Origin of the sequence: Trinickia soli, assembly GCF_002879855.1 — a bacterium.
In the GTDB taxonomy this organism is placed as follows: Bacteria; Pseudomonadota; Gammaproteobacteria; order Burkholderiales; family Burkholderiaceae; genus Trinickia; species Trinickia soli.
This window is the reverse complement of the sequence record NZ_PNYB01000013.1, coordinates 18910-37032: the sequence shown is the minus strand read 5'-3', so window position 1 is coordinate 37032 and position 18123 is coordinate 18910. Positions and strand designations below refer to the sequence as shown.

The 18123-nt window shown below is 63.7% G+C and carries 21 protein-coding genes; 12 read left to right on the top strand and 9 right to left on the bottom strand.

What is annotated here, in order from left to right; all coding sequences use genetic code 11:
* Window positions 1-11: 11 nt before the first annotated feature.
* Window positions 12-935: a LysR family transcriptional regulator gene (locus C0Z19_RS16175; RefSeq protein WP_102610955.1), complete on the bottom strand. Its 924-nt coding sequence runs from the start codon at window positions 933-935 to the stop codon at window positions 12-14.
* Between the two features lie 132 nt (window positions 936-1067).
* Between C0Z19_RS16175 and C0Z19_RS16170 the strand changes: the two genes are divergently transcribed.
* From C0Z19_RS16170 to C0Z19_RS16140, 8 genes are all read left to right on the top strand, one after another.
* Entirely contained in the window at window positions 1068-1781 is a 714-nt protein-coding gene (locus tag C0Z19_RS16170; protein WP_102610859.1) for an SDR family NAD(P)-dependent oxidoreductase, read from the top strand.
* Between the two features lie 218 nt (window positions 1782-1999).
* Window positions 2000-2557, top strand: coding sequence for a hypothetical protein (locus tag C0Z19_RS16165; protein WP_102610858.1), 558 nt, complete (start codon window positions 2000-2002; stop codon window positions 2555-2557).
* A 148-nt stretch (window positions 2558-2705) separates the two neighbouring features.
* Window positions 2706-2876 (top strand): hypothetical protein, encoded by a 171-nt coding sequence (locus C0Z19_RS28485; protein ID WP_175084021.1) that lies wholly within the window; start codon window positions 2706-2708, stop codon window positions 2874-2876.
* Window positions 2877-3062: 186 nt separating this feature from the next.
* On the top strand, window positions 3063-3200 hold the full coding sequence (locus C0Z19_RS16160; protein ID WP_102610857.1) for an entericidin A/B family lipoprotein: 138 nt from the start codon (window positions 3063-3065) through the stop codon (window positions 3198-3200).
* A gap of 183 nt (window positions 3201-3383) precedes the next feature.
* Window positions 3384-4352: a class I SAM-dependent methyltransferase gene (locus C0Z19_RS16155; protein WP_102610856.1), complete on the top strand. Its 969-nt coding sequence runs from the start codon at window positions 3384-3386 to the stop codon at window positions 4350-4352.
* Window positions 4353-4590: 238 nt separating this feature from the next.
* The gene (locus C0Z19_RS16150; protein ID WP_102610855.1) at window positions 4591-4833 is read left to right on the top strand and encodes a DUF3311 domain-containing protein; all 243 of its coding nucleotides are present in this window, start codon (window positions 4591-4593) and stop codon (window positions 4831-4833) included.
* Window positions 4830-6380 carry a monocarboxylate uptake permease MctP gene (gene mctP / locus C0Z19_RS16145; RefSeq protein ID WP_102610854.1) on the top strand — a complete coding sequence of 517 codons (1551 nt, stop codon included), beginning with the start codon at window positions 4830-4832 and terminating at the stop codon, window positions 6378-6380. The genes C0Z19_RS16150 and mctP overlap by 4 nt, the downstream gene beginning before the upstream one ends.
* A gap of 151 nt (window positions 6381-6531) precedes the next feature.
* Window positions 6532-7668 carry an FUSC family protein gene (locus C0Z19_RS16140; protein ID WP_233196169.1) on the top strand — a complete coding sequence of 379 codons (1137 nt, stop codon included), beginning with the start codon at window positions 6532-6534 and terminating at the stop codon, window positions 7666-7668.
* Window positions 7669-7748: 80 nt separating this feature from the next.
* Here the strand turns inward: C0Z19_RS16140 and yjdN are convergent, their stop codons facing one another.
* The 5 genes from yjdN to C0Z19_RS16115 all read right to left on the bottom strand — a co-directional run bounded on the left by yjdN (window position 7749) and on the right by C0Z19_RS16115 (window position 12763).
* Window positions 7749-8168 carry a VOC family metalloprotein YjdN gene (yjdN, locus tag C0Z19_RS16135; protein WP_102610953.1) on the bottom strand — a complete coding sequence of 140 codons (420 nt, stop codon included), beginning with the start codon at window positions 8166-8168 and terminating at the stop codon, window positions 7749-7751.
* Between the two features lie 134 nt (window positions 8169-8302).
* Window positions 8303-9256, bottom strand: coding sequence for a transaldolase (gene tal, locus C0Z19_RS16130; RefSeq protein ID WP_102610853.1), 954 nt, complete (start codon window positions 9254-9256; stop codon window positions 8303-8305).
* A 160-nt stretch (window positions 9257-9416) separates the two neighbouring features.
* Entirely contained in the window at window positions 9417-10601 is a 1185-nt protein-coding gene (locus C0Z19_RS16125; protein WP_233196168.1) for a benzoate/H(+) symporter BenE family transporter, read from the bottom strand.
* 110 nt (window positions 10602-10711) lie between these two features.
* Window positions 10712-11887 (bottom strand): vWA domain-containing protein, encoded by a 1176-nt coding sequence (locus C0Z19_RS16120; protein ID WP_102610851.1) that lies wholly within the window; start codon window positions 11885-11887, stop codon window positions 10712-10714.
* A gap of 33 nt (window positions 11888-11920) precedes the next feature.
* Window positions 11921-12763 carry an AAA family ATPase gene (locus tag C0Z19_RS16115; protein WP_102610850.1) on the bottom strand — a complete coding sequence of 281 codons (843 nt, stop codon included), beginning with the start codon at window positions 12761-12763 and terminating at the stop codon, window positions 11921-11923.
* A 259-nt stretch (window positions 12764-13022) separates the two neighbouring features.
* Here C0Z19_RS16115 and C0Z19_RS16110 point away from each other — a divergent pair, with 259 nt between their 5' ends.
* Both C0Z19_RS16110 and C0Z19_RS16105 read left to right on the top strand, forming a co-directional pair.
* Entirely contained in the window at window positions 13023-13391 is a 369-nt protein-coding gene (locus C0Z19_RS16110) for a c-type cytochrome (protein ID WP_102610849.1), read from the top strand.
* 51 nt (window positions 13392-13442) lie between these two features.
* Entirely contained in the window at window positions 13443-13823 is a 381-nt protein-coding gene (locus C0Z19_RS16105; protein ID WP_102610848.1) for a c-type cytochrome, read from the top strand.
* Between the two features lie 146 nt (window positions 13824-13969).
* On the opposite strand, the gene C0Z19_RS16100 is transcribed toward C0Z19_RS16105, so the two are convergent.
* Complete coding sequence (locus C0Z19_RS16100) at window positions 13970-14401, bottom strand: DUF1841 family protein (RefSeq protein ID WP_102610847.1); 432 nt, start codon at window positions 14399-14401, stop codon at window positions 13970-13972.
* Between the two features lie 171 nt (window positions 14402-14572).
* Here C0Z19_RS16100 and C0Z19_RS16095 point away from each other — a divergent pair, with 171 nt between their 5' ends.
* Window positions 14573-15505, top strand: a complete 933-nt coding sequence (locus C0Z19_RS16095; RefSeq protein ID WP_102610846.1) for a DMT family transporter — start codon at window positions 14573-14575, stop codon at window positions 15503-15505.
* Window positions 15506-15577: 72 nt separating this feature from the next.
* Here the strand turns inward: C0Z19_RS16095 and nth are convergent, their stop codons facing one another.
* Window positions 15578-16222 (bottom strand): endonuclease III, encoded by a 645-nt coding sequence (gene nth / locus C0Z19_RS16090; RefSeq protein ID WP_102610845.1) that lies wholly within the window; start codon window positions 16220-16222, stop codon window positions 15578-15580.
* Between the two features lie 24 nt (window positions 16223-16246).
* Window positions 16247-17188, bottom strand: coding sequence for an electron transport complex subunit RsxB (gene rsxB / locus C0Z19_RS16085; RefSeq protein WP_102610844.1), 942 nt, complete (start codon window positions 17186-17188; stop codon window positions 16247-16249).
* 281 nt (window positions 17189-17469) lie between these two features.
* Between rsxB and C0Z19_RS16075 the strand changes: the two genes are divergently transcribed.
* Window positions 17470-18102, top strand: coding sequence for a TetR/AcrR family transcriptional regulator (locus tag C0Z19_RS16075; protein ID WP_102610842.1), 633 nt, complete (start codon window positions 17470-17472; stop codon window positions 18100-18102).
* The last annotated feature ends 21 nt before the right edge of the window (window positions 18103-18123 follow it).

Here is an 18123-nt window from a genome sequence, read left to right as displayed (position 1 = left end):
ACGCACCAGGATCACGGGTACGCCGCCTGACTGACCGCGAGCACCTCCGCGCGCAGCCACGCGTGCGCGGGATCATTATCGAGTCGGGGATGCCAGATAGCAGAGATGTGAAAAGCTGGCAGCGGCATCGGCAACTCGAAGCTCTGCAACCCGTTGGCGCCGGCGTAGTCGGGCGTCAATCGATTCCCGAGGCAGGAGTGCGGAATCACGGCAAGCAGGTTTGTTTGCGCGACGATCTGCATGGCGTTCGTATAGGCCGGCACCACGATCGGAACCTGCTGCGTTAGCCCCTGCGACTCGAGCGCGGCATCGACGGGAGTTCGCGCGTAGCCGGTACGGGACGCGACAACGCGGCCATATTGCGCATATCGCTCGATCGAAACGTGGGTTTCAGTCAGGATCGGATGACCGATGCGGCACACGCCCACATAGCGATCATGAAACAAGCGTCGCGTGCGTATCTCCGGCGCGGAAGTTTGAACAATGCCGATTTCCAGGTCGATGGTGCCCTCGCGAAGGGGACCGGCATCCCAATCGGGTTTGGGCACGAAGCGAAGCTGCACTCGGGGCGCCGTTTGCCGGACACGTTCGGTCAAAGCCCCCGCGAGCAAATCGATAAAGCCCTCGCCCGCCCGGATCGTGAAACATTGTTCCAATGTGTCGAGGCTGAGCGACCGGTCAGCGGGACGCAAGACGGTCCGGACTTCACGGGCCAATAACGGTACCTGCTGGCTCAGTTGCTCCGCATAAGGCGTCAGGACCAGCGTGCGCCCGGCCTGAAGCAACAGACGATCGCCGGTCGCGTTGCGCAGCCGTGTCAGCGTGCGGCTCATGGCAGAGACACTGAGGCCCAGGCGCCGGGCCGCGCCCGTCACGCTGCGCTCGGCTAACAGCGCATCAAGCGCAACGAGCAGATTCAGATCGACGTTTTGCATCGGCCCATTATAGAGACGAGCCATGCAATGTGCGGCGTTTCGTGCAATCGAAGATTGTTCTTGAGGCGTCTGGTGCAAATGCGGTGCGGTGTCTAGTATCCGCGGCGTAAGGACTCTTCCTGGAGAAACACCGTGACACGCACCGAGGGCCGCACGCCCACCATTTTGTTGATCGGCGCCTCGCGTGGTCTTGGCCACGCCATGGCAGCTGAGTTTCTGAAGAAAGGCTGGGATGTCGTCGGGACGGTCCGTCGCCATGCTCCGTCGACGCCACTGCACCACCTGGCGCAAGCGAACCCCGGACGCATCGAAATTGAACTGCTCGACATCACGCAGCCCGAAGAGCTAGATGCGTTAGCCGATCGCCTATCAGATCGCGTGTTCGATATGCTGTTCGTCAATGCAGGTACGACCAATCCCGACCCGACTCAAACGATCGGCGAGGTCTCGACTCGCGACTTCGTCGATCTGATGATCACGAATGCGCTCAGCCCGATGCGCGTGGTGGAACGTCTCGCCGCCCACGTGCCTTTGAGCGGACTGATCGGCGTCATGTCATCCGGGCAGGGCAGCATAGCGAACAACGAGACGGGCCAACGGGAGATCTATCGAGGCACCAAAGCAGCGCTGAACCAGTTCATGCGCGGCTTTGCCGCCCGCGAGGCGGATTCGCCACGAGCGATGGTCCTCATGGCGCCCGGCTGGGTGCGCACGGACCTCGGTGGTCCCGATGGTCGTCTCAGCATCGAGGAAAGCATCCCCAATCTCGTGAATGTCTTGCTCGCCAAACGAGACAGGCCCGGCCTTGAATACCTCGACTACCTCGGGCGAACCGTTCCCTGGTGATCGACGGATTGCACCTGCAGTGGCCGACGCGCGGCTGCGGCGTCGATCGGAACAGCGGGACGAACGAGGACAGGTGTCGACTGTCGACCTGCGTCCGCATGATGTGGGCACGCGTCGCTCTTGTCCGTTCGACATAGCGCCGCGTCGATCACGCGGCCGGCGGGTAAAATCACGGACATTGTCTCGCCTGCCGCGCTCGCCATCACCGTACTCTCGCAATGACCGATAAGTCCACTTCCGCTCCCTCGTCCGATTCCGTCAGCCATCGCGTCGCCGATACTTCCCCCGAAAGTGATAGGGGCGAACAGCCCGAAACGATTCACGAAGACCGTCTCTGGTGCGACGGGGGCTGGACTGCCCGTGTGATCAAGAACGAGGACGACGACGGATGGGCCGTCGAAATGATCAAGGACGGTGAGCCCGAGCCGGCGCTCGTTGGCCCGTGGACGATGGGCCGCAACAAAAAAGACCCGAAGCCGCTCGATGTATCGGCGTTCAACACCCTTGTGAAAACGGCGTCCGAGGTACTGCGCCGGCACGAGCAGCAACTGCGTGCGCAGTTGCATAAGCGCGTGGCGGTCGATGCCGCAACGGGCGACGGACAATGGGAGATCACGCTGGACATCGTGCCCGACGACGACGAACCTTATGCGCTGTTGACCGCGATCGACGCCTTTGGCGAGCAGCTTGCTCAGGTGCAGGTGGCGGCCAGTTTCAAGCTCAGCAAGGCGAGCGCCGCGAGCTGGGTGGAAAACGGGTTCCGCCGGCCGGGCTGAGCGTCGATCCCGGACGAGCCGGTCGCAGCCTGGCTTGGCTTGCCGGCGCGATCGCCATGGCGCAGCGTGCTGCAGGACACCCGCAGCAGGCCGGCCCATGCCGGCCCGCCTGTGAGCGTGCGAGTCAAAGCTAACCGGAGACGATACGATGACCCTCGTCATATATCTTGTTGGATGGCTGATCCTGATCGGCGGCGTGTCGTGGGCGCTGATTGCGATGCATGTCTCGCAACACACGGTCACCATCGTCGCGGTCATCCTGCTCGGCATCGCCGTGATCACGGCCGCGACCCGGACCCGCAATCGCGACCGCTCCTGAATGCCATGGTCAGCCCGGGCACGCCGTTTGCGCGGCAGTTCGCACGGCGTGGCGCATGGCGCATCCTGCTCCAGTCCCGCCGTGAAGCGATCTGCGCAAAGGCAGGAGATCGCCGACCGTCGAAGCCGTTGATCGCGTCGCTGAGCGCCGCTACCCAACGGCTCGTCTTGCCAAGGGAGGACGCTCATGACACGACTTATCGCACTCATTTTGCTCGGAAGCACCGTCTTGCTGACGGCCTGCAATACCGTCGCCGGCGCGGGCCAGGATATTTCGAAAGGCGGTCACGCCATCACGGATTCGGCCGAAAAGCATTCCGATTAGCAACGCGTGAAGCAGGCGGGGTCGCGGTCAGAATCGGGCCTATCGGTATCGGCCCTGCGCTGAAGACCGCGTCCGCCCTCAGAAGCAATGAGCGAAGGGTCGGCCCATCAACGGTGCGCGGACGCGACAGTGCTATGCTCTCGTCCGATTCAACCCGGCGCCTGGGCGCTCTTTATTTTTCCTATGACAGACCTCATCAAGCGCGCGTCGGCTGAAGCGCGCGCATTCGCACGCGGCGAGCGCGCCGATCGCAAGAGCCGCAAGCACGGCAAGCACGCAGACTCCTCCAAACATATTTCGCGCGAAGCGCGCAACGATGCATTCGACGACGACCAAGGCCGCCACGCCCCGCGTATCGACATGCCGCGCAAGCCGCGCTTTGCCCCCGTGACGTTTTCGGAAGAGCGCGGGGTCCGCTATCTGCATTTCGGCACCGAGTGGGTTCAAGGTGCCATGCGCATCAACAAACCCGATCGAATCGAGCTGGAGTATGCGCAGCAAATGATGGCCTGGCTGCTGTTTCTCGAAACGCCCAAACGCGTCGTTCAGCTCGGGCTCGGTGCAGCGGCGCTGACGAAGTTCGCCTATCGATTCCTGCCGCGGGCGCAGGTGGAGGCGGTCGAGTTGAACCCGGCCGTGGTAGTGGCTGCGCACACGATGTTCGCGCTGCCGCCCGACGACGCGCGCCTGACCGTGCATGAAGCCGACGCCTGGGATTTCGTCAACGACCGCACGAACCACGGCACGATCGGGGCGATGCAGATCGATCTCTACGACGCGACCGCGCGCGGCCCGGTCCATGACAGTCTGGCGTTCTATCGCGCCGTTCGCGCGTGTTTGACCGAGGCGGGCATCGCCACGATCAATCTGTTCGGCGACCATCCGAGCTTCGTGCGCAACATGAAGCAATTGAATGCGGCATTCGACGGCCGCGTCATCGCGCTGCCCGAAGTACACGAGGGTAACCGCATCGCGCTCGCATTCTCGGGCCCGGCGCTCGAAGTCGCCTATTCAGCGCTCATGGGCCGCGCCAAGCTGATAGAAGACATGCTTGGCCTGCCGGCGCGGCGCTGGGTCAAGGCGTTGCGCGAGGTTGCCGCGGCGCGCAAGAGCGCCGACAAGACGGTCGCCCCCGACATCTTCAGCATTTGAGCGTGCCTACGGGTTTGCTTCATTGAGTCCGGTCGGCACATCCGGCTAGGCTTTGCGAGTGGTTCCGCCCCGGGTCTGTCCCGCTTGACCGCTCACGCAACGCTCTTATACTCTTGCCAAGCTTAATAAGCTGATGGATTGGCCGGCAGCTCCGCACGGAGCTTTCCGGCCGGTCGGATACGGGTTGTCCTTCCGCAAGGCTTCCCGCGGGGTGAACAAGAGTAAAAGAGGAGACGTCATGGCTCACAACGCCGACGCCAATCGAGCCAACAAAAGCTGGCTCTGGCTGCTGGTCATCCCCTGGATCGCGATGATCTGGGTGCCGTCGTACAACAAAGTCGAGCCGCAACTGGGCGGGTTCCCGTTCTTCTACTGGTACCAGTTGTTCTGGGTACTCGTGAGCGCCGTGATCACGGCCGTCGTCTACTTCAAGACCAAATCGCGTTCGAAGCCGGGCGCCTCTGCCGGAGACGCTCGATGAACGCAACTGCAACATTCGTCTTCGTCCTGTTTTTCGTCGGCGTGACGATCCTCGGCTTCGTCGCTGCCCATTGGCGCCGCGGCGATCTGTCTCATCTCGAAGAGTGGGGCCTCGGCGGCCGCCAGTTCGGCACGATCGTCACCTGGTTTCTGCTCGGCGGCGATCTCTACACCGCTTATACGTTCGTGGCCGTTCCGGCGCTCGTGTTCGGCGCCGGCGCGATGGGCTTCTTCGCGCTGCCGTACACGATCCTGATCTATCCGTTTGCGTTCGTCGTGTTCCCGAAGCTGTGGGCCGTCGCCAAGCGTCATGGTTACGTGACTTCGGCCGACTTCGTCGGTGCGCGTTACGGCAGCCGCATGCTCGCGCTGGCCGTGGCCGTGACGGGTATTGTCGCGACGATGCCGTATATCGCGCTGCAACTGGTCGGCATTGAAGTGGTGATTGGTGGCCTGGGCTTCAATACGGCCGGCTTCATGGGCGATCTGCCGCTCATCATCGCCTTCGCGATTCTCGCCGCTTACACGTACACGTCCGGCCTGCGCGCACCGGCCATGATCGCCGTCGTCAAGGATTTGCTGATCTACATCACGATCATTGCCGCGATCATCGTCATCCCGGCGCAGCTCGGCGGCTTCGGCCACATCTTCAGCACCGTGCCGCCTGCCAAGCTGCTGCTGAAGGCTCCCGACGTCTCGGGCATGAACGGCTATAGCGCCTATGCGACGCTCGCCGTCGGTTCGGCCCTCGCGCTGTTCCTGTACCCGCACTCGGTCACGGCCATTCTGTCGTCGTCCTCGGGCAACACCATTCGCCGCAATATGGCGATGTTGCCCGCGTACTCGCTCGTCCTCGGCCTGCTCGCGCTGCTCGGCTATATGGCGCTCGCATCGGGCGTGAAGGACATGCCCGAGTTCGCGCCGTACTTCAAGGCGTTCGGTCCGAACTTCGCCGTGCCGGCGTTGTTCCTGCATTACTTCCCCTCGTGGTTCGTCGGCGTCGCGTTCGCGGCCATCGCTATCGGTGCACTCGTGCCGGCGGCGATCATGTCCATCGCCGCGGCCAACCTGTACACGCGCAACATCCATCGCGAGTTCGTCAATCGCAATATGTCGCACGAGCAGGAAACGGGCGTCGCCAAACTTGTTTCGCTGATCGTCAAGGTCGGCGCCGTGGCGTTCATTCTCGGCTTGCCGCTCACGTACGCGATCCAGTTGCAGCTGCTCGGCGGGATCTGGATCATCCAGACGCTGCCGGCCATCGTGCTCGGCCTGTACACACGCAAGCTCGATTCGCGTGGGCTGCTGGCAGGGTGGGCTGTCGGTATCGCGGTCGGTACCTGGATGGCTGCATCGCTGCACCTGAAGGGCTCGATCTACGCCATTCATATCGGCGGCTATGCGATTCCGGGCTACGCGGCCGTCTGGTCGCTCATCGTGAACCTCGTGGTGGCCATCGTCGTGAGCCTTGCGTTGCGGGCGGTCGGCGCGAGCCGTGCTGAAGACCGCACCAGCCCCGAGGATTACCTGGACCCGGTCGAAACCTGATCCGCGGCGCGCGAGCGTCACCAGCGAATGAGGGCGGCCGCGTGCCGCCCTTTTTTTGTGCGCGCCTGGAGCGAGTGCGGCAAGTGCGCCAGGTGGAGCGCGTCGTGCTCGGGGCATCGACGAAGCGCCGCCTTTACCCGACAATCAATCCGTGACCACACTCATTCGTCTTTTCCAACGGCTCACGACGCCGCTCGTGCACGTCGTCATCTCGCCGTACTATCGATATCGCCACGCGCGCCTGCTGCATGGCGTGCGCGTCGGCCTTGCGATGCTCGTCTCGATTCTTGTCACGACGGGCATCAATGTGCCTAACGGCATCTGGGCTTCGGTCACCGTGCTGGTTGTGATCGGCGGGCTGCAGCATCACGGGAACATTCGCAAGAAAGCGGCGGACCGGGCGCTCGGAACGATGCTCGGCGCTGTCGTCGGTCTGTTGCTGATCGCGCAGCTGCATGTGATCGGATCGCTGACGCTCACGCACGTGCTGATGTCGATTGCCGCCGGCGTGTGCGGCTATTTCGCGATCAGCAGCGCCGGCTACATCGCGCTGTTGACGGCGATCACGATCTGCGTCGTCGCCGGACATGGCGACAGCACCATCGATACGGGCCTGTGGCGGACGCTGAACGTCATGATCGGCATCGCCGTTGCGCTCGCGTTTTCATTTGCATTGCCGCTGTATGCCACCTATTCGTGGCGTTATCTGCTTGCGCGCAATCTGCGCGACTGTGCGCGAATCCTGGCGCGCATCGCCCGTGATCAGCCATTGGACGTGGATGCCCATGTTGCCGCCTTCGCCACATTGAATGGCCGGCTCGTCAAATTGCGCTCGCTGATGCCGTCGGTCGCGAAGGAGATCGACATTCCTTTGAAGCGGATCGAGGCCATTCAGCGAATGCATCGCTCGATGCTCAGCGCGCTCGAAATGATGTCGACGAGTGCCGCCGTCCATCCGGTGTCATCGGGGCAAGCAGACGACGATGCTCGCGCCGTGCGCGCCTCGTTGCTCAGAATGGCGCGCGCGTTGCGGTTCGGCTCGGAGTCGCGCGCCGGGCAGCGCTTGTCCGTGGCCACGCCGGGGGCGCACGGCATAAAGGCTGCGACGGGCGGACAAGCGGGCGAAGTGCTGGATACGCCTGACGACACATTGCCCGGACCGAACTGGGTCGCGCACTGGTTTGCAGAGCAGGTCGACGCGCTGCGTGCGCTGCTTGCCGATACGGAACGCCAATGGCATATCGAGGGCGACGCCGCCGCGCGCGCGCAAATGCGCCGTGCAGAGTGAACCGATGACGCCAATGGGGCCGATAACGCCGATGGCACCGATGAAGCTCACCGAACGGGCTTCGACGGCCGGCCAGCGGCTCAAGGCTCGGTGTTTTCGACGTTGACCATCCAGGGCACGCCGAACTTGTCGGTCACCATGCCGAACCCTTTCGCCCAGAACGTCGGCTGCCACGGAAACCGCACCTGGCCGTCTTGTGCGAGCGCGTTGAAAATCCGTTCCCCCTTGCCGACGTTGTCAAGCGAGAGCGAAATGCTGAATCCGGAATAGTTGGGTGCTGCCGTATGGCCAGGCATGCCATCGGTTGCCATCAGCGTGGTCTGCCCGACCTTGAACGACGCATGCATGATGCGTTCGCCCGCTTCGCCTTCTACGGCATACTCGGCGGGCGCTTCGTTGTTGCGCATCTTGAACGTCACCTTGGCGCCGAGCGCTTGCTCGTAGAACGCGAGCGCTTCCTCGCAGCGGCCGTAGAAGTACAGATAAGGCTGCACTACCATCATCGTCTCCTTGGTTGGCAACCGATGCCGTTCGGGCGCGCTAGAGCGAGGCGGCGTGCCGCGAAGGCTGGCGCCGCGCCCGCAACAGAGCCAACGCGCGGCCTACGCGCCGGTGGGCCGCAGTGCCGACGTGCTCAGCGCAGAGCGTCGATCAGCTTTTCGAGCTTGACGGCGTCGGCCGCGAAGGCGCGAATGCCTTCGGCGAGCTTTTCGGTGGCCATGGCGTCGTCGTTCAACTGGAAGCGGAACGACGGTTCGTCGATGGCGATACGCTCCACTGCTTCCTTCGTCGCGCTATCGACCGAGAGTTTGCGCTCGACCTTGTCGTCGCTGTCGTGCAGCTTTTGCAGCAGGTCGGGGCTGATCGTCAGCAGGTCGCATCCGGCCAGTTCGACGATCTGGCTCGTCGTGCGGAAGCTGGCGCCCATCACCTCGGTTTGATAGCCGAAATGCTTGTAATAAGCGTAGATGTGACGCACCGACTGCACGCCCGGATCGTTGGCGCCGCCCATCTTTGCTTCGTCCCACTCGCTGCCGGCCTGCTTTTTGTACCAGTCGTAGATGCGGCCGACAAACGGCGAGATCAGCTTCGCCCCCGCTTCGGCGCAGGCCGCCGCCTGAACGGGGGAGAACAGCAGCGTCATGTTGCAGTTCACGCCTTCCTTCTGCAGCACTTCCGCCGCGCGGATACCTTCCCACGTCGACGCGAGTTTGATGAGCACGCGCTCGCGATCGATGCCGGCCGCTTCATAGAGCCTGATGATCTCGTGCGCCTTGTCGATCGAGCGCTGGGTGTCGAACGAAAGCCGCGCGTCGACTTCGGTCGATACGCGGCCCGGAATGATCTTCAGAATCTCGCAGCCGAACGCGATCAGCAATTGGTCGATGATCGCCGCTGCGGGCTGGCCTGCATGCGCGCGGACGGTCTTTTCCCGTAGCGGCTTATAGGCGTCCTTTTGAACGGCCTTGAGGATCAACGACGGATTCGTCGTTGCATCGCGCGGCTTGTACTGGGCGAGTTGTTGGAAGTCGCCGGTGTCCGCGACGACGATCGTGTACTGCTTCAGTTGATCCAGAGCATTGGTCATGACAGATCCGCGGCGCCAAGCGCCTCCAGGGTGGGTTGAGTTGGGGGTCGCACCGCCCAAGCGACGCGACGGGCTGCAAGTGAGACTATTTTATGCCCCTGCGCGTTCACTCGGAAACGGGTGCCCGCAAGCGGCGGCATGCGTTGCACACCGGCCCGCATCAGGCAGCGCGCCGGGCGCCGAGGACAACCTGCGTGATGACGCCTGCAACGAGTCCCCAGAACGCCGAGCCGATCGACAGGAGCGTGAGTCCCGAGGCCGTCACCATGAAAGTGACGAGCGCCGCTTCGCGCTCGCGCACATTGCTCATGGCGTTCGTGAGGCCGCTCATAATCGAGCCGAACAGCGCCAGCGCCGCCACCGAAACGACGAGCGCCTTGGGCAGCGCGGCAAAAAGCGCGGCGATCGTCGCGCCGAAAATCCCTGCAACGAGATAGAACAGGCCGCACCAAAGCGCGGCCGTGTAGCGCTTGCTGCGATCTTCATGCGCTTCGGGGCCGGTGCAGATCGCCGCCGTGATCGCGGCGAGCGTGATCCCGTGCGAGCCGAATGGGGCGAGCAGCAGCGACACGATGCCCGTCGTCGAAATGAGCGGCGCGGACGGCGTCGTGTATCCATCGGCGCGCAATACGGCCAACCCCGGCATGTTCTGCGATGCCATGGCGACGACGAACAGCGGCACGCCCAGGCTGATTGCGGCCGAGAGCGAGAAGTGCGGCATCGTGAACACGGGGTGGGCGAGCGCAACGTGAAAGCGGCTGAAATCGATGAGCCCGAGCGCGGCGGAGACGGCGGTGCCCGTGACCAGCGTCGTCACGATCGCATATCGCGGCGCGAGGCGCTTCACGAACAGGTAGACGAAGAACATCGTCAGCACGAGCGCCGTTTGATACTGCGCCGCATGGAAGATCTCGATCCCGATTTCGAACAGGATGCCGGCCAACAGCGCACTGGCGATACCCGCGGGCACGCGTTGCATCAGCGTGTCGAACCAACCCGTCAGGCCGACGGCCGTGATGAGCAAAGCGCAGATGATGAACGCGCCGATCGCGTCGGCATAAGGCACATGCGGCAGAGCGGCGATCAGGAGCGCCGCGCCGGGCGTCGAGTATGCGACGACGACGGGCGTGCGAAAGCGCAACGAGAGCACAATCGTCGAGAACGCCATGCCGATCGACAGCGCCCAGATCCATGATGAAACCTGCGCATCGGATAGATGGGCCGCGCGGCCAGCCTGAAACACGAGCACGAGCGAACTCGTATAGCCCGTCATCATCGCGACGAAGCCCGCGACGACCGCATGCAGCGAGGTATCGGCGAGCGGTTGCAGAAATGAGCGGCGCATGGCGGGCGCTGCGGCGAGGTCGGGGGTGGAGCGGGAGGTCATCGTTGTCAGGGAAGCGGGATGCTGAGCAGTCGGTAGAAAGAATTCGAATAGGCGATGAGTGCGCACAGCTACTTGCTGAGCTTGCGCATGGCCGTTTCCAGCCCCGCAAGCGTCAGCGGATACATCCGCTCGCCGAGCAACTGACGGATGATCGAGACGGACTGCCGATATTCCCACAGGCCCTCGGGCTCGGGATTGAGCCAGGCGTAATGGGGGAAGTGATCGGCGAGGCGCCGCAGCCAGACGGCCCCCGCCTCCGGGTTGTTGTATTCGACCGAGCCGCCGGGCTGCAGGACTTCATAGGGACTCATCGTCGCATCGCCGACGAAGATCAGCTTGTAGTCGGGCGTGAATTTGTGCAGCAGGTCCCACGTCGGCATTCGTTCGACATGCCGGCGGCGATTGTTCTTCCATAGGTGGTCATAGACGCAGTTATGGAAGTAGTAGAACTCGAGATGCTTGAACTCGGCCTTGGCGGCCGAGAACAATTCCTCGGTGCGCTTGATGTGATCGTCCATCGAGCCGCCGACGTCGAGCAACATCAACACTTTCACGGAATTGTGCCGCTCGGGCACCATCTTCAGATCGAGCCAGCCCGCGTTCGCGGCCGTGCTGCGAATCGTGTCGGGCAGATCGAGTTCCTGCGCGGCGCCTTCGCGCGCGAAACGGCGCAGCCGCCGTAGCGCGACTTTGATGTTGCGCGTGCCGATTTCGACCTGATCGTCGTAATCGCGGTAGCCGCGCGCCTCCCACACCTTGACGGCCGTCCGATTGCCGGCCGATGGCCCGCCGATGCGCACGCCTTCCGGGTTGTAGCCACCGTTGCCGAACGGCGACGTCCCGCCCGTGCCGATCCACTTGTTGCCGCCTTCGTGGCGTTCCTTCTGCTCGTCGAACAACTGCTTGAGCCGCTCCATGAGCTTGTCGAGCCCGCCCATCGCTTCGATCTGCGCTTTTTCGTCGGGCGTCAGTTCACGCTGCAGACGTTTTTCGAGCCAGTCGAGCGGCACGTCGAACGCTGCGTCGGTCAGCTGCTGAACGCCGCGGAAGTACGCGCCGAACGCTTGATCGAATTTGTCGAAATAGCGCTCGTCCTTGACCAGCGTCAGACGTGCGAGGTAGTAGAACTCGTCGAGCGACGGCGCGATCACGCGCTCGCGCAATGCCTCGACGAGCGTCAGATACTCCTTCACCGACACCGGCAACTTCGCCTCGCGCAGCGTGTAAAAGAAGTCGATCAGCATGCCGATGCCTCTGAAAAGCGATGAGCGCTCGTGCTAGCGGTTATGACGGTTCATGAAGACGAGCCGCTCGAACAGGCTCATGTCCTGCTCGTTTTTGAGCAGCGCGCCTGCGAGCGGCGGCACGATCTGCTTCTGATCGATCGAGCGCAGCGCCTCCGGCGGGATATCCTCGGCCAGCAGCAGCTTGAGCCAATCGAGCAACTCCGACGTCGACGGCTTTTTCTTCAGGCCCGACACGTTGCGCAACTCGAAAAAGCTCGTCAGCGCCGCACGCAGCAGGTCCTCGCGGATGCCGGGGTAGTGGACGTCGACGATACGTTGCATCGTGGCAGGATCGGGAAACTGGATGTAGTGAAAGAAGCAGCGGCGCAGGAAGGCGTCGGGCAGCTCCTTTTCGTTGTTGGAAGTGATGACGACGAGCGGCCGATGTCTGGCGCGCACGACTTCGCGCGTCTCGTAGACATGGAACTCCATGCGATCGAGCTCACGCAGCAGATCGTTCGGGAACTCGATGTCGGCTTTGTCGATTTCGTCGATGAGCAAGACGGCCGGCACGTCGGATTCGAATGCTTGCCAAAGCACGCCCTTGACGATGTAGTTCGCGATGTCTTGTACGCGTGCATCGCCGAGTTGCGAATCGCGCAGCCGCGAAACCGCGTCGTACTCGTACAGACCTTGCTGCGCCTTGGTCGTCGATTTGATGTGCCACTGATAAAGCGGCATGCCGAGCGAAGCGGCGACTTCTTCCGCGAGCATCGTCTTGCCCGTGCCCGGCTCGCCCTTGATCAGGAGCGGCCGCTTGAGCGCGATGGCGGCGTTGACGGCGAGTTTGAGATCGTCGGTGGCGACGTACTGCGACGAGCCTTCGAAGCGCATGGCTGCCTGCTGTTTTGAGAAAAAACCCAGTATAAGTCAGAAGGGCTGGGCGGCCCGGACCTCTGGCATTATCGTGTGGATCGATTTGTGCGCGGCGCAGGCCTCGCGCCGCCGGGTGGACGCCCAGCCGAGCGGCGCGGTACAATTGCCGCGATTTTTTTGGCCGCTCGTTGCGAATTTCGACAACAAGAACGGCGCAGCGCCATTGCCCGCAGGCTTTTAGCGGGCGCTCGTTTCCCCTCAAGCCAGGTTAGAACCTATGAACTCTTTCGTCGGCAAACATGTCGTGACCGCAGCGCTCGCCGCGCTTGCGGGGTTTGCGGTGAGCGCGCAGGCGGCCGATGTGGTCGGCAATGCGAAGGCGGGCCAGAGCAAGGTCGCGATGTGCATTGGTTGCCACGGTATTCCCGACTATCGCACGGCGTTCCCCGAGGTTTATCGCGTGCCCAAGCTGGGCGGGCAGAACCAGCAATACCTCGAGAACGCGCTGCACGCGTACAAGAAGGGCGAGCGCCACTTCCAGACGATGCACGCGATCGCGGCATCGCTGTCGGACCAGGACATCGCCGATCTCGCGGCTTACTACGCGTCCCAAACGTCGGCGTCGACGAACAATCCCGAAAAGTGACCGTCATCGCGGCCGCTTTCAGCTACCTCATTTCGCGGGATAGGAGAATTCATGAACAAGCCTGAACAGGCACTGGCCATCGTCGTCAAGGCTGCTGCGGCTGCGCTCGTCGCGGCCGTCGGGGTGATCGGATCCGCTCACGCGGCGGACGTCAGCAACGGCAAAGCGCTCGTCGGATCTCACAACTGCGCGGCTTGCCACGGCGCCACTTTCACGAAACCCGTCAGCAGCGACTATCCGAAGCTGGCCGGGCAGCACGCCGACTACATCGTCATGGCCCTGCGTCAGTACCAAATGGGCACGGGCAACCCGAACTTCGGCCGCAACAACGCAATCATGCAGGCGCAGGTGCAAAGCCTGTCGCTCAGCGACATGAAGGACATCGCCGCCTATATCGAGTCGCTGCCGGGCGATCTCGTCGACAAGAAGTAGGCGCGCCGGCGCCGGGAATGAGCGCCCCATGCGGCGCGGTTCGCCCCCGGCTCGTCATCCGAAAACACCCCGCCAAGCGGGGTGTTTTTGCGTGAACGCCACAGTGCGACAATGTGTCGCAGGGCTCGGGCGGGCCCGATCGGGGCTCAGTCCTTCGATGCGCGCCGTTCGATGCGGGCCAGGTAGGCGTCGGTGTCCGGCGGCGTGTTGTTTCGCTGCGCTTCCCAGATCGTTTCGCCGAGGCACTCCATGATCGCGTGTTGCGCCTCGTGGGTTGAGCCGAGTCGCGCGGCGAGCCGATCGTGGGCTGCGCGGATGCCGGGCGGTTGATCGATCGAGAGCTGCTCGCTGATCGCAAGGTGCATCGACAGATGAAGGAACGGATTCGTTCTGCCCGCTTCGGGCGCGTAGTCGGCCGAAGCCGTCGCGTCGTCGGCGAGATCGGCGTGATACTCGGGATGCTCCACGATCCAATCGGCCGCGATCGCTTCCAGCGGCGTCAGGATGCCCCCGTCGCGCTGCTTGCGCCAAGTGTCGATGAAAAAGCGTCGGACTTCGTCTCTGCTCGGATTGAACATCGTAGGGATCGACCTTTGAGGTAGCGCCGCACGGCGAGAGCGCACAACGACCGCGCTGCCGGACAGCCAATCGGCTATTTTACGCTGCGCTGCCGGGGCGGTTCGCGGCGCGGCCCGGGCGCCGCCGGGTAGAATCGCCGGGCCGACACTGAACACGACACTTCTTCTGCGATGCCCGCTCCGTCTTCTCATTCGCGCGCCGATACGCTGCGCGGCGCTTTGCTCGTCGCTTTATCCGCCAGCGCTTTCGGCGCAATGGCCATTTTCGGTCGTTACGCCTATGCGGGCGGCGCCGACGTGCTTGGACTCCTGACGTTGCGGTTCGTCATCGGCGGTGCGCTGCTCGCGGCCGTCGCGCGTCGCAGAGGCGTCACATGGCCGCGCGGTCGCACGCTTTGGGGCATCGTCGCCATGGGGGCGCTCGGGTATGTCGGCCAGTCGCTGTGCTACTTCATCGCCTTGCAGCATGCGCAGGCCAGTCTCGTCGCCCTGTTGCTCTACCTCTATCCGGCCTTTGTGACGCTGTTGGCGGCGCTTTGGCTGGGCGAGCGCCTGACGCCGGTGAAAGGCGCGGCGCTGGTGCTGTGTCTGGGCGGGTCGGCGCTGATGGTCGGCGGCGGTCATGGCGAGCCGTTGGGGATCGCGCTCGCGCTGACGGCCGCTGTCGTCTATTCGCTTTACATCGTCGTCGGTGCGCGGGTGACGCATGGGGTCGATCCGCTTGCGACGACGTCCATCGTCTGCCTGTCGGCCGCTGCGGTGTTCTGCACCGTATCGATCGTCCGCACGCTGTCGGGCGCGCCGCCGCATCTTCCGGCGACGTTGCCCGCGTGGGCCGCGCTCGTGGCCATCGCGCTCGTATCGACCGTCACGGCCATGCTCGCCTTTTTCGCCGGGCTCACGCGGCTTGGCGCGGCGCGCACGTCGATGCTGTCGACGCTGGAACCGGTCGTGACCGTCCTGCTCGCGGCCGTTTTGCTCGGGGAACGCCTGACACCGTTGCAATGGGCCGGAGGCGTGGCCGTGCTGGCGGCCGTGTTGTGGCTCGTGCGTGCAGGAGGCGGAGCGCACGACGAGGCCGTCTCGCTCGAAGCGAATCTTTGACGCACGCCGGATCGGGTTGACGTTCAGGCGCGTCGCCGCGAGGCGGCTTTGAGGAGCCTCGGGCCGGGACCCTCAAAGGTCCGGCGGTGGTGTTTTCGGCTTGAATTCGCAGAGCGGCTCGATCGCGCAATGCCAGCACTCGGGCCGGCGCGCTTTGCACACGTAGCGCCCGTGCAGGATGAGCCAGTGATGCGCGTCGTGCCGGTACTCGGGCGGCGTGAACTTTTCGAGCGCCGTTTCGACCGCGCGCACATCCTTGCCTGGCGCCAGCCCCGTGCGATTGGCAACGCGGAAGATGTGCGTATCGACAGCGATCGTCGGTTGACCGAACGCCGTATTGAGCACGACGTTCGCCGTCTTGCGCCCGACGCCGGGCAGCCCTTCGAGCGCCTCACGCTGCGCCGGCACTTCGCCGCCATACTGATCAAGCAAGATGGCGCACGTCGCGATGACGTTCTTGGCCTTCGTGCGGTACAGTCCGATCGTCTTGATGTATTCGGCAACGCCGGCCTCGCCGAGTTCGAGCATCGCGCGCGGCGTGTTCGCCACGGGAAACATCTTGCGCGTCGCCTTGTTGACCGACACATCAGTCGCCTGCGCTGACAACATGACGGCGATCAGCAATTCGAACGGTGTCGTGTATTCGAGCTCCGTCTTCGGATGCGGATTGAGGCTTTGCAGCGTCTCGTAGATGGCCCGTCGTTTTTGTGCGTTCATGCGGCAAAGCTCGTCGAAAAAGCCTCAGGGATTCTCGTCCGCGCGTCGATCCGCTGCGGGTTGGTCGCCCGCGTGTTTCGGGTCCGCTTCGCCAGGCTGGGCAGGCTGGCCAGGTTGGGCAGCCGCGTTCGATTGGCGGGGCGCCTGGCTCTCAGGCTGCTCGCCCCTCGCAGCGGTCGGATCTGCCAAGGCTTGTCGGCGCGCCTCGGCGGCGTCGATCTGCGCTTGGACAGCGGCGCTGACGCCCGTGACGTTCTTCGGTCCGAGCCCCTGTGCCGCCAGTGCTTCCTTCTTCTGCCGGGCGCGTTCGAGGGCAGCCTGGATGATGGCGCGTTTTTTCGCGGCTTCGTCGTTGGCCGGTGCAGTCGCCGGTGCAGTCGCCGGGGCGCAGACGGACGTCGACGCAAGCGCGGTCGCCTCGGCGCGGCGTGCCGCGGCGCGCGCCTGCGCGGCCTGGCGCTCGCGTTCGAGCCTTGCCATACGCCGGGCGTGGCGCTCGCGCGCGGCGTCGGCCTGCGCTTGGCTCCATGCATCCCAACCGGTTCGCTCGCCTGTGACGGGCGTCATCTCGATGCAGTCGACGGGACACGGCGCGACGCAGAGGTCGCACCCCGTGCAAAGCTGCGCGAGAACCGTATGCATGAGCTTGGGGGCGCCGACGATGGCGTCGACGGGACAGGCCTGCATGCAGAGCGTGCAGCCGATGCACAGCGTTTCGTCGATGACGGCGAGCGGGCGCGCCCGCTCTTCGCCGTTCTCGGGGTTCAACGGGATGACGGGCTTGCCGAGCAGCCTGGCGAGGCGCGCGACGCCTTCCGCGCCGCCCGGCGGACATTGGTTGTGGGAGGCTTCGCCTTGCGCGAGCGCTTCGGCGTAAGGCCGGCAACCGGCATAGCCGCACTTCGTGCATTGCGTTTGGGGAAGCAGATCCTCGATGCGGTCTGCGAGAGTTACACGATCGGTCACGTTCGGTACGTCTTGGGCATGCGGGGCAAGGCCGAAAGCATCGCGCCGTATGGCGCGAGGAAAAGTGGCCGCGGAGGCGCTTCGCGTGCGGGAAAAGTGCGCATTATCGCCGATTTCCCGGATTGCGATCGGTCATCCATGTGCCATAATCGAAGCGCTTTTTCGCACGAGGCGCAGGGTGTTTCGAAAAAACGGCGCGCTCGTCGGCCAAGCCGGCATAGGGTCCAGGAGGGGGCGGCGGCACGACGGGGCAACGCGGCTCACGAAGCAAAAAGGCCACCATGAATCAATCGAAAATCAAAAGAGATCCCGAAGGAACCCGGCGTCGCATCTTGCTCGCGGCCGCCGAAGAGTTCGCAAATGGTGGTTTGTTCGGCGCCCGCGTCGACCAGATTGCCCGGCGCGCGGAGACGAATGAGCGCATGCTCTATTACTACTTCGGGAGCAAGGAGCAGCTTTTCACCGCAGTACTCGAACATGCCTTCGGCGCATTGACGGAGGCCGAGAAGACGCTCGATTTGAACGGCGTCGCCCCGATCGAAGCCATTACCCGGCTCGCGCATTTCGTGTGGGACTACTATCGCGATCACCCCGATCTGCTGCGCCTGATCAACAACGAAAATCTGCACGAAGCCCGTTATATCCAGAAGTCGACGCGCATTCGCGAAATGATTTCGCCGATGGTCGCAACGCTGTCTTCGATACTCGACCGTGGCCAGCGCGCCGGCTTGTTTCGCACGAATGTCGACCCGCTGCGCTTTTACGTTGCACTGTCCGGGCTCGGCTACTACAGCGTGTCGAATCGATTCACGCTCGAGGCCACGCTCGGCCGCGATTTCAGTGCGCCGTCCGAACGCGGTGAATTGGTGCGGATGAACACGGAGCTGTTGCTCGCCTATCTGATGCGCAAGTGATCTGCCGCGCAAGAGGGCGCC